General features: G+C 68.5%; 9 protein-coding genes. 3 read left to right on the forward strand and 6 right to left on the reverse strand.

The window, feature by feature from the left end:
* Nucleotides 1–43: 43 nt before the first annotated feature.
* The 3 genes from DVDV_RS18605 to DVDV_RS18615 form a co-directional block, all read right to left on the reverse strand.
* Nucleotides 44–1,597: a SpoIIE family protein phosphatase gene (locus DVDV_RS18605; RefSeq protein WP_075356107.1), complete on the reverse strand. Its 1,554-nt coding sequence runs from the start codon at nucleotides 1,595–1,597 to the stop codon at nucleotides 44–46.
* A 9-nt stretch (nucleotides 1,598–1,606) separates the two neighbouring features.
* Entirely contained in the window at nucleotides 1,607–1,936 is a 330-nt protein-coding gene (locus DVDV_RS18610; RefSeq protein ID WP_075356108.1) for an STAS domain-containing protein, read from the reverse strand.
* 148 nt (nucleotides 1,937–2,084) lie between these two features.
* Complete coding sequence (locus DVDV_RS18615; protein WP_075356109.1) at nucleotides 2,085–3,548, reverse strand: PLP-dependent aminotransferase family protein; 1,464 nt, start codon at nucleotides 3,546–3,548, stop codon at nucleotides 2,085–2,087.
* Between the two features lie 141 nt (nucleotides 3,549–3,689).
* On the opposite strand from DVDV_RS18615, the gene DVDV_RS18620 reads away from it, so the two are divergent.
* Entirely contained in the window at nucleotides 3,690–4,052 is a 363-nt protein-coding gene (locus tag DVDV_RS18620; protein ID WP_075356110.1) for a DUF2917 domain-containing protein, read from the forward strand.
* Nucleotides 4,053–4,134: 82 nt separating this feature from the next.
* Nucleotides 4,135–5,472 (forward strand): ATP-dependent 6-phosphofructokinase, encoded by a 1,338-nt coding sequence (locus tag DVDV_RS18625; protein ID WP_075356111.1) that lies wholly within the window; start codon nucleotides 4,135–4,137, stop codon nucleotides 5,470–5,472.
* A 52-nt stretch (nucleotides 5,473–5,524) separates the two neighbouring features.
* On the opposite strand, the gene DVDV_RS18630 is transcribed toward DVDV_RS18625, so the two are convergent.
* From DVDV_RS18630 to DVDV_RS18640, 3 genes are all read right to left on the reverse strand, one after another.
* Nucleotides 5,525–9,973 carry a translocation/assembly module TamB domain-containing protein gene (locus tag DVDV_RS18630; RefSeq protein WP_075356112.1) on the reverse strand — a complete coding sequence of 1,483 codons (4,449 nt, stop codon included), beginning with the start codon at nucleotides 9,971–9,973 and terminating at the stop codon, nucleotides 5,525–5,527.
* Nucleotides 9,936–11,708, reverse strand: coding sequence for an autotransporter assembly complex family protein (locus DVDV_RS18635; protein ID WP_254845444.1), 1,773 nt, complete (start codon nucleotides 11,706–11,708; stop codon nucleotides 9,936–9,938). The genes DVDV_RS18630 and DVDV_RS18635 overlap by 38 nt, the downstream gene beginning before the upstream one ends.
* Nucleotides 11,709–11,841: 133 nt before the next feature.
* Nucleotides 11,842–14,496: an HAD-IC family P-type ATPase gene (locus tag DVDV_RS18640; RefSeq protein WP_075356114.1), complete on the reverse strand. Its 2,655-nt coding sequence runs from the start codon at nucleotides 14,494–14,496 to the stop codon at nucleotides 11,842–11,844.
* Between the two features lie 187 nt (nucleotides 14,497–14,683).
* On the opposite strand from DVDV_RS18640, the gene DVDV_RS18645 reads away from it, so the two are divergent.
* Nucleotides 14,684–15,191, forward strand: a 508-nt coding sequence (locus DVDV_RS18645) for a two-component system response regulator (protein ID WP_139311667.1), incomplete at its 3' end; no start/stop codon positions are given.

Genomic DNA, 15,191 nt, shown 5'->3' on the forward strand with positions numbered 1-15,191 from the left:
CGCGGCCGCCGGGGGGCGGACGGTCCGCCGGACAGGACAGGCCCTATCCTTTTGGCCGCACAAATTCCACCCCAAGCATACTCACATCGTCGCGGGGCGGGGCGGCCTGGCAAAACTCCCAGGCGGACTGGCGAAGGGCTGCCAGCAGGTCCCCGACCGGGCTGGTGGCGTATTTGGCCACCACCGCATCGATGCGCTCCTCGCCGAAATATTCGCCGGTGGCCGAGCGGCTGTCGGCCAGACCGTCGCTGAGCGACAGGATCTTGTCGCCCGGGGCCAGGGTCAGTTCCCCGGGCGGCACGGGACCAAGGCCCGAGAGGCCGATGATGGTGCCGCGCCTGGGCAGCGGCGTGGCCACGCCCTTGGCCGTTATGTGCTGGGGGGCTGGATGGCCGGCGTTGCCGTAGCGGGCGTAGCCGGTGCGCAGGTCGATGGTCATGAAGAAAATCGTGAAAAATTTCTGGAATTTGGTGAAAGGGAACTCGTCATTGAGCCGCCCGAGGACCACTTCCGGGGGCACCACGTCGATGTGGCCGTCCGAGCGGTCGATCAGGGTCGAGCGCTGGTAGTGCATGAAATTGTAGACCGAATGGGCCACCAGCGACGAGGCCACGCCGTGCCCGGACACGTCGAGCATGTACAGGCCCACGTGGTTGGGGCCGAGCGGAAAGACGTTGAAGATGTCGCCGCCGATGTTGTCGCAGGGCAGAAACTCCCAGGCAAAGCGCAACGAGTCCGACATGGTGAAGCGCCGGGGCAGAAGGCTCTGCTGGATCTCGGCTGCCGCATCGAGGTCCTTTTGATGCCGGGTGTGCTTTTTGACCAGATCTTCTTTTTGCTTCTCGAAAAGGGTCATGTCCTGGATGTTGAGGATGATATCGCCGCTTGGCATGGTGGAAAAATGGATCTGGCAGATTCTCCCCTGGCCGTTCTTGTCGGCAAACGGGTACAGCCGCCGCCAGACATGGCCCGGGGCCGGGCGGGAGGTGAAGATGTCGGCCAGATCGGCCCGGGCGGCCTCGTTGGGGAACACGATGTCCAGCCAGCGGTCGGCAGTGGTGTAGGTGTCGGCCGGCAGGCCGAAAATGCGTTCCATGCCCGGCGAGACAAAGGTGAAACGGCCGCCCGGACCGGCCACGGCAATGCCGTCATGGGAATATTCCAGGATGGCGGCGATGTATTCCTTCTCGGCGTGCAGTTCCCGTTCCCGGGCCTTGCGTTCGTCGATGGCCCGCTTGAGGCGCAGGGCCGAATCCACCCGGGCCAAAAGCTCGGGGCGGCACGGCGGTTTTTTGATGTAGTCCATGGCCCCGGCGGCAAAGGCCTCGGCCAACGAGGCGTCGTCCTCGGCCACGGTGATGACGATGACCGGCACGTCGGCCATGGCCGGGTCGGCCTTGATGCGCCGGGTGGCGGCCAATCCGCCCATGCCGGGCATGATGAGGTCCATGAGGATGAGGTCCGGGGCGTAGCCGGGGGCCAGGGCGGCCAGACAGTCTTCTCCCGAGGAGAAACAGCTGATGTCGCCGTAGCCGGCCAGCAAGCCCGAGAGATAGGCCCTGAAGGTTTCGGAGTCGTCGACGACGCTGACCTGCATGGCGGACGGCTAGGCCGAAGGAGTGTGGTCGGTGGAGGACACGGCGAAATAGTCCGAAAGCCGCAGCATATCGAGGAGCTTTTTAATCGGCGGGGCCGGGTCGGCCACGGCCATGGTCTTGCCCCGCTCCTGGCACAGCCGGCGAAGGCCGATCAAAAAGCCCACCCCGGAGCTATCCATGAAGCTCACGTCCGACAGATCGATGACCAGGCTGGACGCAGTGGTCTCCAGGGCCAGTCGCTCGACCTCGGCCTTGCATTCGCCGACAGCGTCCATGATGATTTCACCAGACAGGCGTACGGTCAGGGTCTGATCTGTTTCGTGGCATGTGAACTGCATCGGCCAGCTCCCTCTCAGGGCCGGTCGGCCCGAAATCTTACCGGGACAGGCTACCAGCCTTGCGGGCAAAAACCAACGCCTTGGGCGGGGATTTTGCCGACTTTCCGGATTGTACAACGGAATTGATACGAAGGATTGAAATCCTTCGTCAAGCGTTCCTTCCCGGCCCTTCCCGGCCGGACAGGCCCTGGGCCAGCCGGCCCAGGGTGGCCAGGGCCTGTTCCACGGCCGGGGTCCAGACGTGGCCATAACTTAAGCGCAGGAAATGCTTGAACTGGTCGCAGCTGGAAAAGATGTTGCCCGGAGCCACGCCGATGCCCTGGGCCTTGGCCTCGTAAAAAAGGGCGATGGAGTCCACGCTGTCGGGCATCTGCACCCAGACCACCGAGCCGCCGGCCGGGTGGGTCACCCGGGTGCCCTCGGGGAAGTGGCGAAGGACGCGCTCTTCGGTCATGCGGGCCTGGCGTTCGAGCACCGAGCGGGTGTTGCGCAGATGGCGGTCGAACCCGCCCTGGGCCAGATACAGGGCCGCCGTCAACTGGGTGGGGCTGGCGCAGCAGACATTGGTGGTGGCCTTTATTTCAAAGGCCCGGGCGGCGTGGCGGCCGGGGAGCATGTAGCCCAGCCGGAACCCCGGGGCCAGGGTCTTGGAAAACGACGAGCAGTGCAGCACGTTGCCGCTGGCGTCAAACGAACGCAGGCAGCGCGGCCGGCGCTCGGTAAAGTGCAGGTCGCCGTACACGTCGTCCTCGATGACCGGCACGCCGCGTTCGGCCAAAAGGGCCGCCATCTCGGCCTTGGCCGCATCGGGAATAAGCGAACCGTCGGGATTGTTGAAATTGGGCGTCAGGATCACCGCCCGCAGGTCGAAGCGGTCGAGGGCCTGGCGCAGCTCGGCCGGGCGCACTCCGCCGTCCGGATAGGAGGGCAGCTCCACCGCCCGCAGGCCCAGGTTTTCCAGCAACTGCAGGAAACAGTAGTAGGTCGGGGCCGGGATGGCCACATTGTCCCCGGGCCGGGTCACCGAGCGCAGGGCCAGATACAGGGCTTCCATGGCCCCGCTCGTGATCATCACGTCCTCGGCCCCGGCCTCGATGCCGGCATCGGCCAGCCGCCAGGCGATCTGCCGGCGAAGCTCCAGGTTGCCGCACACGCTTTCATACGAGGTGACCCGGTCGTCGCCGGCCGCCACCTTGGCCAGAAGCCGGGCCAGCTGCTTGGTCGGCAACAGCGCCTCGTCGGTGCGGGCGACGCCAAGGGGCACAATGTCGCGCCGGGCCATGCCGTCGAGCACCTCGCGGATAAGCGCCCCCCGGGTCACGGTGGTCGGGGCCGCCGTCGGCCGGGCCGAGCCCTGGGGAACCGCCCGCCGGGGAGGCATCTGGCGCACGAAAAAACCGGACTTGGGCCGGGCCTCCACCATGCCGCGCCGTTCCAGCTCCAGATAGGCCTGGTTGACCGTGGAGACGCTGACGCCCAGGCGGTTTCCCAGGGCGCGCAGGGACGGGATGCGCTCGCCGGCTTTGAGTTCCCCGGCTTCAATGAGCTTCACAATGTGTTTTTCCACAGCCACATAGCGGAAAAGTCCGGCATCTGCTTCCGACAGCGTCATGGCAGCCCCCTGGCGTTTGGTCGGGACGAAACTGTTATGCACGATTTTTTTGAAAACTGTATCTGTGATGGTAACAGAGAATGTGGTCCAAGGGAAGCACGCCGGGGGCCGTCGCCGCCGGGTGAGCCAAAGGAGCGGGCCATGTTTGCAGATCGGATGCGGGAAGACAGGGCGCTTGACGCCGCGCGGCCGGGGATCATCGACGAATGGCTGTCAGGCTGGCGCGACAGCCGGATGCTTCGGGTGCTGGCCGAGGCCGGGTCCAAACTGTTCGCACCGGGGAAAAGCCTTTATTTCCGGCTGGGACAGGGCAAGTATCTGGCGCTGACCGGCGTGCGCTATTGCCGGGTGACCTGCGCCAAGGGCGTGGTCTGGGTGACGGCCTCGGGCGACGGACGCGACAGGGTGCTGACGCCGGGCCAGAGCCTGACCCTGGGCAACGCCGGCAAGGTGGTCATTTCCGGGCGCGGCGAGTCCTCGGAAGTCAAGGTGCGCTGGGACTAGGCCGCGATTTCGCCGTATTGTCGCCTGGCCGTGTTGCTGCCGGGGGCGCAAGCTGGTAGGCCATGGGGTCAAGGAGTACGCCATGGAAGACCGCTGCCCCGTCTCTGACGCCGATACCGCCATCACTGTGCTTGGGCCGGCCAAGATTCCTTCGCCGCTGCCCTACTGCCGGTTCGACGACGACACGGCAAGGGTGCGCCTGGAACTCGACGCCAGCGATTTCGGACCCGGACGCGGCCCATGCCTGGCCGATTTCGAACTGGCCGGCCCGCGCGGACGCATCTATTTCGATTCCTCCAAGGTCAAGGTGGCCATCGTCACCTGCGGCGGGCTGTGCCCGGGCCTAAACGACGTCATCCGGGCCATCGTCATGGAGTGCCACCACAACTACCATGTGGCCGGAGTGCTCGGCATCCGGTTCGGCCTGCAAGGCTTTATCGAGTCCTACGGCCATGCCCCGATGGAGCTGACGCCCCAAAGCGTTTCCGACATCCACCAGTTCGGCGGCACCATGCTCGGCTCGAGCCGGGGACCGCAAAAGCCCGAGGACATCGTGGATTCGCTGGAGCGCCTCAATGTCGGCATCCTCTTTGTCATCGGCGGCGACGGCACCATGAAGGCCGCCCGGCGCATCCAGGAGGAAATCGCCCGGCGCCGGTCGAAGATAAGCGTCATCGGCGTGCCCAAGACCATCGACAACGACGTCAATCTGGTCACCAAGTCGTTTGGCTTCGACACGGCCGTGGAAAAGGCCACCGAGGCCATCCGCTGCGCCCACACCGAGGCCATCGGCGCGCTCAACGGCGTCGGCGTGGTCAAGGTCATGGGCCGGGAATCCGGGTTCATTGCCGCCCAGGCCACCCTGGCCCTCAAAGAGGTCAACTACGTCCTGGTGCCGGAATGCTCCTTTACCCTGAACGGGGAGCGGGGCCTGCTGCCGTCCCTGGAAGCGCGCCTTCGGGCCCGCAAGCACGCGGTCATCGTGGTGGCCGAGGGCGCGGGGCAAAACCTGCTGCCCGATACCGGCGCGCGCGACGCCTCGGGCAATCCCGTGCTCGGCGACATCGCCCAATACCTGTGCGGGGAGATCGAGGCTTATTTCCGGGACCGGCAGATGCCCCTCACGCTTAAATTCATCGATCCGAGCTACATCATCCGGTCCGTGCCGGCCAATGCCAACGACCGGGTCTACTGCGGCTTTCTGGGCCAGAACGCGGTCCACGCCGCCATGGCCGGCAAGACTGGCATGGTGGTGTCCCGGCTCTTTGACCGCTACGTCCACCTGCCGCTCGATCTGGTCACGCTCAAGCGCAAAAAGCTCAATATCTTCTCGGATTACTGGCGTTCGGTGCTCGAATCCACCGGCCAGCACGAGGTGACGCCCTTTACCGACGCCCCGGTCGTGTTCTGCCCGGCCTGAGGCGGCCTGCCTGATCGGCCAAGACGGCGGAGGCGGAAGCCTTCGCCGTTTTTTAATAGTCCCACTTCCAGTTGACGCCGACACCCTGCTTGTTGTCGGTCCCCACCCGGCTGTCCACGGTGATGTTGGGGGTGACCTGCACCTCCACGGACACGGCCCCGCTTTGCGCCCCCATGCCCTGTTCGACCCCGACGGTTACCCCCTTGAAAATTTCCTTGCCGGCCTTGATCACGGTGCCGGCCATGCCGGCCTTGCCCGGGACAATGGTCAGCTGGTCCAGGCCGATGATGCGCCGGGTGCGGGCCAGGATGCTGGTCGGTGTGCCGCCGGCATAGAGGGAGGCGGCGGCCTGGGCCAGCTGGGCCGCCTGGATGGGCGAGAGGGAGCCGGCGCTTTGGCCAAAGAGCAGGCGCGAGAGGATTTCATCCCGGGGCAGGGCCGGGGTGGAGGTCAGGTTGATGTTTGGCGATGTGGCGTCGCCGGTGATGGCGATGCCGGCGGTGATGCTGTCCTTTGTGGTTTCGGCCCGGATATCGAAGGCCGGCGTTGGCGGGGACGCGCCGGTAAAGCTCAGTTCGCCCTTGGTGATTTCAAGCGTGCTGCCAAGCAGGTCCAGGCTGCCCTTGGCCACGGTGTACGTGCCGATCACCACCGGTTCGGCCGCAGTGCCGGTGATGGCCAGCTGGCCGGTCCAGCGCGATTCGAGGCCCATGCCCCGGACATAGACGGCCGGTCCCAGGAGGACCTTGAGGTCGAGGTCGATGTGGCGGGCGGCAGCCGGCGGGACGGCCTTGGCCTTTGTTTTGGGGGCGGCCGGGTCATTGATATAGGTGACCGGGATGACGGCCACATCCGGGGGCAGCGAGGTCGGCAGGTTGATGTCGGCCGGGCCGACGGTGATGGTTCCGGCCGCCCGCATGTGGTCAAGGGTGCCGGACACGGCCACGGAGCCGTCGGCCGCGGCCGTGGCCAGATCGAGGCCGACCACGCGCAGCCGGGCCAGGGTGAGTTTTAGGTCCACCGGGTCTCTGGTCGGGTCGGTAAAACCGACTTTGCCGGCCAGGGTGAAGCTGCCGCCCCGGCCGTCCTCGCCCGAGGCCTTGGCAATGGTCAGGACGCCGCCGGCGGCTTCGGCCCGCAGGGTCACGTTGGTGAGCACCAAGCCGGCATCGGCGTTTTCCACCCGGTTGGCGGCCAGGGCCAGGGCACCGGTGGCGGTCGGGGCGGCCACGGTGCCGCCCAGGGCCAGATCGGCGCTTAAACGGCCGGTCAGCCGGGTATTGAAACGGGCCAGCACGGCCGCCAGATCGGACAGGTCGGAATCGGCGGCGATCCGGCCGGACAGTGCCCCGCTTGGGGGCAGGTCAAAGGCGGCCGGGGCCAGGGACAGGCGCACCGGCAGCCCGGCCTGGACCGTGATGGCGTCGGCACCGTTTTTGCCGCCCTTGCCGGTCAGGCCGGCCGTCAGGTCCAGGCGGGTGGCGGAACACGTGGCCTTGGCCCAGAGGCTGACCGCCGGCAGGCCCTGTCCCTGTTCCGCAGCCAGCCGCACCCCCGAGAGTTTGGCCTGGGCCGCCACCTGCGGTTTGGCCGGGCTGCCGGACAGGGTGGCGCTGCCATCGGCCGTGCCGTCGATGCCGGGCAGGCCGAAGAGGGCCAAAAGGGGCAGGGGGAAGCGTTCCACGCTGACCTTGCCGGCGGCTTCGGCCGGGCTGTAGCCGCCGGCGGCCGTCACCCGGGCCTTGTCAAAGGCCAGGGCCAGCCCGTCTACCCGGGCCGCGCCGCTGCCGAAGGTGAGGGTGGCCGGGGCGCTTAAGGCGAAGGCATGGCCTTCCAGGCGGCCGGACAGGGTTTGCAGGCTCAGGCGCTGGCGGCCGGCCTCGGCCGGGGCGAGGTTCCCGCGCACCGAGGCGTCGAGGCCCATCCGGCCGTTTATGCGCCCCTTGGCGTCGGCGGCCAGGGCCAGGCTGCGCCCGTCGCCGGAGGCGGTGGCAGACAGGCTGGCCAGGGAGAGGCCCGGTGCTTCCACGGCTTTGCCGGACAGGCTGGCCTTGCCCCGGGGCCGGCCGGTCAGATCGTCGAGGTTGGCCGAAGCGGCCAGGGTGCCGGCGGCCAGACCCGGCAGGCGCAGGCCGGCCCCGGTCAGGTCGAGGGTGAGCGATTGGCCCGCGCCCTTGGCGGCTGTGGCCGAAATTTTCAGGCTGCCGGCCAGGGACAGGCCGACAAAGCGGCCAAGGCCGGCCAGATTGGCGGCATTGCCCGAGAGCTTGCCGGCCACCCGTCCGGTCGTGAGGTCGATGTCGGCCTCGCCGGCAAAGGCGGCCTCCGGGGCGGTGAGTTTGGCATCGGCCACGGTCAGGCGCGCTCCGGTCAGGACATAGGCTGTTTCCAGCCGGGCCGTTTCACCCTCGCGCCGGGCCGTGAGGGCGAGCTTTCCGGCCGGGCGGTTGGCGCTGTCGGCCATGGTCAGGTCCCAGGCCGCGTCGGTCAGGGCCAGTTCGCCCAGGTGCAGGCGGTCGGCCTTGGCCGAAAGGGCCAGATGGGGCGAGACGAGGGGGCCGGACAGGCTGACCTCGGCCAGGAGCGAACCGGAAGAGGGCTGGCCCAGGGCGGGAGCGAGCAGCGAGAGATCGGCCGCCTTGAGGCTGGCCCTGGCCTCCAGGCCACCGGTTTTGGCCACGAAGCGCCCTGTGCCGGCCAGGCTGAGCCCTTTGCCGGTCAGGGAGAGTTCGGACAGGGTGGCTCCGTCCGGGGAAAACGCGCCGTCCAGGGACAGGCCCGGCGTGGAGCCGAGCAGGGCGGCCAGGGCGGTGGCCGCGGTATCGGCCGGGTCCGGAGCGGCCAGCCGGGCCAGGGACACCACGGCCTTGGCTGTGCCGTGGCCGCCAGGATCGGAAGCGATGTCGGCGGCAATGGTGGCGCTGCCGCCGAGGCGCAGGCCGGCCAGGGAGGCGGCGCCGGCCACATCGCCCAGGGCAACGGCCACATGCCCGGCCAGGGTTTCGCCGCTGATGCGGCCGCCGCCCAGGGTGGCCGAACCGCCGGACCCGGTCAGGGCGGCGTTATCCAGGGCCAGGGCCCCGTCCGCATCAAGGCTGCCGGTGGCCGTAAAGGCCAGGGACTGGCCAAGAAGCGTCGTGCCGTCGGGGCCGGCCAGCCCGTCCAGGCTGCCGGAAGCGGCCAGGGTTGCGCCGGGAAAGGCGTCGGCCATGGGCCGGGGGGCCGTGGCCGTGGCCGTGATGGCGGCGGAGGCCAGGGTGACCGGGCCGGCGTGGAACTGCCGCGCGGTGATTTTGGCTGCAAGGCTTGGCTGGGACAGCGTGCCCGAGGCCGTAATATCGGCTCCAAGCGTTCCGCCGAGCGTCTCGTCCAGGCGGGAGGCGTCGGTTATCGCCAGCTTGGCCGTGCCGGACAGGGCGTTGGCGGCCGGGTCCAGGCGGGCGGCCAGGGACAGGGTGCCGGCGGCGGCCTCGAGGTCAACCTTGTCCAGGATCAGGGCGTCGGTGGTGATGCCCACCCTGGCCGCCACCGAGCAGCGGGGATGCCCTCCGAGCAGGTCTTGGAAAAAGGCCGGGAGCAGGCCTGGCGGCGGCGCGGCCGCAGCGTCCAGGGTCAAGGCGGCCATGGCGTCCCTGGCCAGGGGCACGGCCAGCCCCAGGTCGGCGGCCAGGAGCGGCGTCGCCCCGAGCTTGGCGCTGAAGCGTCCTTTCCAGGCATCAAGCGGCCCGTCGCCGGTCAGGGCCGCGTCCAGGGCCGGGGCGTTCGGGCCGGCCAGGGCGCAGCACAGAAGGCCCCCGGCCGCGTCATTTAAGTGGGCCTTCACCGCCAGCCGCCAGTCGGCGTAGTTGAGTGCCGCGCCAACGGTCAGGGTCAGCGGCACGTCGCCGTCCAGGCGCTCGGCATTCAGGGACAGGGCCACCGCCCCCCGGCCGGATTCGGCCAGCCGGCCGTGAATGGCCAGGACGGCGGCCTGTCCGGCCAGTTCCTGGTCGAGAATGAGCCGGTTGACGGCCAACCGGTCGAGCAGGACCGGCGGCAGGGAGGGAAAGCGCGGCGGCCACTCCAGGCTGGCCGGGGCGCGGTGGGAATCCGGGATTTGCGGGGCGCGCCGCAGGCGCACGACATCGGCGGCTATTTCGCGGATTTCGATGCGTCCGCGAAAAAGGGCGGCCGGCGACCAGGACACGGCCGCGTCGCTTATGATCAGCCACGGCCCCTTGGCGTCGGCCAGGGCAAAGCGTCCGACCCGCAGGGAAAAGGGCAGGACCCCGGAGACATCCTCGATGCGGGCGTCAAAGCCGCTGCCGGCGGCGATGCCGCGTTCGGCCAAATGGGCGGCGGTGCGAAGCCCAAGCGGGGTGAGCACAAAGCCCCACAGGCCGGCCAGGAACAGGCCGGCCGCGGCAAGGCCTCTGAGTATGGGCCGCGTCCAGGGCCGGCGCGGGACAGGAGCCGGGGACGGCCTAGAAGGATTGTCCGATGCTGCAGTAGAATTGGGCAATGTCGTCGATATCCTTGCGCCGGGCCAGCGGGGTGGCGACATCCAGGCGCACCGGGCCGACCGGGGTAAATATCCGCAGGCCAAGGCCCGCACCGAGCATGATGGGCTGATCGTAGGGCGGCAGGGCGTTCGTGAAGGCGGTGCCGCCGTCGAGGAAGGGGACGATGCCGACGAGTTCCGTGACGCGCAGGCGCAGTTCCGTGGAAAAGGTCAGCAGCGAGCCGCCGCCGATGGGCGTTTTGCCGCGCGTGGGGCCGACGCTCTGGTAGGAGTAGCCCCGGATGGAGCCGCTGCCGCCGGCGTAGTAGCGCAGATCCGGGGACACGTCGTCTCGCGAGGTGCCGATGTTGGCCCCGCCGGCCACCCGGGTGGCCAGAACCACGCCGGGCTTGTCCATGAACTTGAGGTAATGGGCCAGGGACAGTTCCGGCCGCACGAAATTCGTGGCCCCGGACAGGGTGCCCCAGTACGGGGCCACCGAGGCGCTGGCCAGAACGCCTTTCTGGGGGTCAAGGACGTCGTCGCGGCCGTCGTAGGTGGCTTCCACCGGCACGAAGACAAAGCCGTAGCGGGCGTCGTCCTCCCAGGGGCGCGACTGGTCCTCCTCGATGCGCGAGGCGCGGTAGCCAAGGCCGGCCCCGGCGGACAGGGACTCGGTGAACTGGCGGCGCAGCGTGGCCGTGGCCGTGGCATTCTGGCCCTTGTAGGCCTTTTTGTCCTCGTTTGCGATCCTGGCCTTGGCCCGGAAAAGGTCTTTGGGCGTGATGGCGTCGGGCTTGTCAAAGGAGGCCTCGCCGAATTGTTCGATGCCTGAGGCGCTGGCCGTGACCGCCAGCTTTTCGCCGCCGCCGAACAGGTTGCGGTTTTCCCAGCCGAGGTTGGCTCCGGGGCCTTCGTCGGTCTTGTAGTCCACGCCGCCTTTTATCGTGCGGTGCTTGCGTTCGACCAGGGCCACCTGGATGGGCGCTTGTCCCGTGGCCGGGTCCACCGGGCCGGTTTCCACCTGCACGGCGTTAAACAGTTCAAGGCTGGTCAGTTTGCGGCGAAACCGGTCCACGGCCCGGGCGTCGTAGGCCTGGCCGCGCTGCCAGGGGACAAGCCCGGCCAGATAGCCTTCCTTGACCGTGGTCTGGCCGGAAAAGACCACCGGCCCGAAGGCCGCCCGGGGACCGGTGTCCACGGTCCAGACCACGCTGACGGCGTGGTTGGCGAAATCGGCCGTGACCTGCCGGTTCTCCACCTTGACGAAGGGGTGGGCGTCGTTGCGAAGGAGCTCGGTGATTTTTTCTTCGGCATCGAGGATGGCCTTGGCCGTAAACGCTTCGGGCACGGTCAGGCCGATCTGTCCGGGTCCGGGCAGGGCTGCGGCGTCGCTGTTGCCGGTCGGGGTCAGGACCACCCGACGCAGTTCGAACTGCGGGCCGGCGTCGATGCGGTAGGTGAGGACGGCCGGCGTCGCGGCGGTATCCAGGCTGGCTGCGATGGTGGCGGCAAACCGGCCCTGGGACTGGAAGACCTTGGCAAAGGCGGCCTTGTCTTCCTCGGCCCGGCGTTCGAGCAGCAGCGGCGAATCCGGCGGCGCGTCGCGCAGGGTTTCGGCCTTGGAGACGCGGTGCAGCAAATCGAGCGTCTCCGGGGCAATCACGCCGTCATAGCGCACGACGTAGGCCAGTCCGGACGGGACCCTGGCCGGCTCCACCCGGCTGCCGGCCAGGGCCGAAACAGCCAGGAGCAAGACGAGTCCAGCCGGGAGCGCGAGGCTCCCAGCGGCTTTTAAGAAACGCTTGCCGTGCGTCATGAGAAGAGAAGTCGCTGCCACGATCAAGCCGTAACACGAGGGCTGCCGGCCAAGCAACCGCAAGGGCGGCCTAGCCCCGGTTCTCCAGATGTTTTTGGGCTTCGACCAGCAGAAAGCCGGCCACCGCCGCCCCAAGGATGCGCACCCAGGCCATGGGCGCAATGGCGGCCGAGCCGAACAGCTTCTGCATAAACGGCGCGTAGGTGAAAAGCCCTTGTAGGGCCACGGCCCCGATCATGCCCCAAAGCACCCAGGGATTGCCGGCCAGGGGCAAAGACAGGGCCGGCCGCCTGAGGGAGCGGCAGTTTAAAAGATACAGCGCCTCCATGGCCACGAACACGTTGACCGCCACGGTCCGGGCCGCGGCCGGGCCGGCCCCGTGGGCCAGTTCCCATTCGTACAGGCCAAAGGACGCCACCAAAAGCGCCCCGCCGACCACGAGGACCCGGCGCATGAGTCTGGCGTCCAGGATGGGCCGGCCCGGGTCCCGGGGCGGGCGGGCCATGACGCCGGGTTCGCGCGGCTCAAAGGCCAGCATGAGCCCGAGGCTGCCGGCCGTGGTCATGTTGATCCACAAGATCTGCACCGGCGAGATGGGCAGGTCCACGCCAAGGAGCACGGCCGTCAAGATGACCAGCCCCTCGCCGAGGTTGGTCGGCAGGGTCCAGACGATGAACTTGGTGAGATTGTCGAAAACGCCGCGCCCTTCCTCCACAGCCGCCTCGATGGTGGCGAAATTGTCGTCGGTGAGCACCATGTCGGCGGCTTCCTTGGCCGCTTCGGTGCCGCCCCGGCCCATGGCCACGCCGATGTCGGCCTGCTTGAGCGCCGGGGCGTCGTTGACCCCGTCGCCGGTCATGGCGCACACGTGGCCTAGCCCCTGGAGCGCCTTGACCAGACGGAGCTTTTGTTCCGGCGAGACCCGGGCGAAGACGTGGGTGGCCTCGGCCAGCCGGGGCAGGCTGTCGGGCGGGGCGGCGTCGATGTCGCGCCCGGTCATGGCCTTGACCGGGTCGTTGCCGGACAGGCCGATGTCGGCCCCGATGGCGGCGGCCGTGGCGGCATGGTCGCCGGTGATCATCTTGACCATGATGCCGGCCCGGCGGCAGGCGGCCACGGCGGCCACGGCCTCGGGCCGGGCCGGGTCGATCATGCCGATGAGCCCGAGAAAAGTGAGCCCGCTGCCGTGGTCGGCCGCTCCGATGGCTGCCGTGCCCGGGGGCAGCTCCCGCCGGGCCAGGGCCAGGACCCGAAGTCCGCGCCGGCCCATGTCCTCCACGGTCCGTCGGATGGCGGCCGCATCCAGGGGCGCGCCCGGGCCGGCGTGGCAACGGGGCAGGGTGGCCTCCACGGAACCCTTGAACAAAAGGAGGACCGGCCTGTCCCGGCCGGTGGCGTGGAGGGTGGCCATGTACATGCGTTCGGATTCAAACGGCTCGTCGGCCAGCCGGGGGAGCCCTTGGGCCAGGGCGGCGGGGTCAAGCCCGGCCAGCTTGGCGGCGACGAGCAGGGCGGCCTCGGTGGGGTCGCCGGTAAATCCGTCGCCCTCCGCGTCAAGGACCGCGTCGTTGCACAGGGCGGCGGCGGCCAGGGTGTCATGCAGGGCCTGCCGCCCGTCACCGGCATTGGCGGCAGCCGGGGTAAAGCCGTCCGGCCCGGCCGTCCAGACGCCGCCGGGCAGGACCACCTCGCTGACCGTCATGCGGTTTTGGGTCAGGGTTCCGGTCTTGTCGGTGCAGATCACCGTGGTCGAGCCGAGGGTCTCAACCGCCGGCAGCCGCCGCACCACGGCCCGCCGGGCGGCCATGCGCGAGACGCCGATGGCCAGGATGACGGTGACGGCGGCGGGCAGGCCTTCGGGGATGGCCCCCACGGCCAGGGCCACGGCGGCCATGAACATGTCGGCGGCCGGCTGGCCCCGGGCCACGCCCACGGCAAAGGTCAGGCCGGCCAGGGCCAGGATGCCGTACAGGACCAGGTGGGAAAAACGGGCAATGGCCCGGGTCAGCGGCGTGGCCAGGTCGTCGGCGGCAGCGGTCAGGGCGGCGATGCGGCCGATGGCGGCATTGTCCCCGGTGGCCGTCACCACGCCAAGCCCCTGGCCATAGGCGGCAACCGTGGCGGCAAAGGCCAGATTGCTGCGCTCGGCCAGGATGGTGTCCTCGGGCAGCGGGGCGGCGGCCTTGTCCACGGGCACGGATTCGCCGGTCAGGGCCGACTCGTCCAGGCGCAGGCTTTGCACCGAGAGCAGGCGCAGGTCGGCCGGCACCTTGTCCCCCGAACGCAGCCGCACGATGTCCCCGGGCACCAGCCCCTCGGCGGCAATGACCTGCCAGGCCCCGTCACGAAGGACGGCCGCCTCGGTGACCATGGACCGGGCCAGGGCCGACAGGGCGGCCACGGCCTTGGCTTCCTGGAGGTAGCCGACAACGGCGTTGACCAGCACCACGCCGCAGATGACGGTTGCGTCCACCGGTTCGCCCAAAAGGGCGGTGACGGCTCCGGCGGCCAGCAGGATATAAATGAGCGGCTGGTGAAATTGGAGGAGAAAGCGCACCAACGCCCCGGTCCGGCGGCCGGGGGTGATGGCGTTTGGGCCGTGGCGCACCAGACGGCGGGCGGCCTCGTCGGCGGACAGGCCGGTTGCGGCGTCGGTTTCAAGCCCGGCCAGGACCTCGGCGTTGGTGCGGCTGTGCCAGGCTGGGCCGGTTTCGGTGCTCTGCATGGTTGATCCTTGGGGTTGACGGCCGGGGGTGGACGTTTGCCACTCTCCATCTGCCAGGATCGGGCGGCCTGTTCAACCCTGCATCGAGAGGCGGGATAGGTTTCCCGGCTTGACCCTGTCCTTTCCCATACTCTAGTATAGAAAACCGCAGCCCTTCGGGCAAACAAAAGGCATAAGGCTGGTGAGTGTGGACAAGCCGAAACGGATTCTGGCGATAGATGACGAACGCATCAATTTGCGGGTGATTGGCGGACTTTTGCGCAATCTCGGTCATGAACCGATCCTCATTGAATCCTTTGCCGAGGCCAAGGCCCTGCTCGATTCGAGCATCGACCTCGTGCTGCTCGACGTCATGATGCCCGAAACCGACGGGTTCACCGTAGCCCGCCAGATCCGGTCCATGGAAGGCGTTTCCGACGTGCCCATCATCATGGTCACGGCCCTGACCAGCAAGCAGGACCGGCTCAAGGCCGTGGAAGCCGGGGCCAACGATTTTATTTCCAAGCCCATCGATCTCACCGAGCTTCGGGTGCGCATGGGATCGCTGCTCAAGATGAAGGAATCCCAGGACGAGGTGAAACGCTACCAGGCCGAGCTGGAAGAAATGGTGGCCGTGCGCACCTCGGCGCTCAAAATGGCCCTGGACAATGTCCAGCAGTCCCAGCGCGTCATCCTGACCGCCCACCTGGAGACCA

The organism is Desulfovibrio sp. DV (genome assembly GCF_001936595.1).
GTDB lineage: Bacteria > Desulfobacterota > Desulfovibrionia > Desulfovibrionales > Desulfovibrionaceae > Solidesulfovibrio.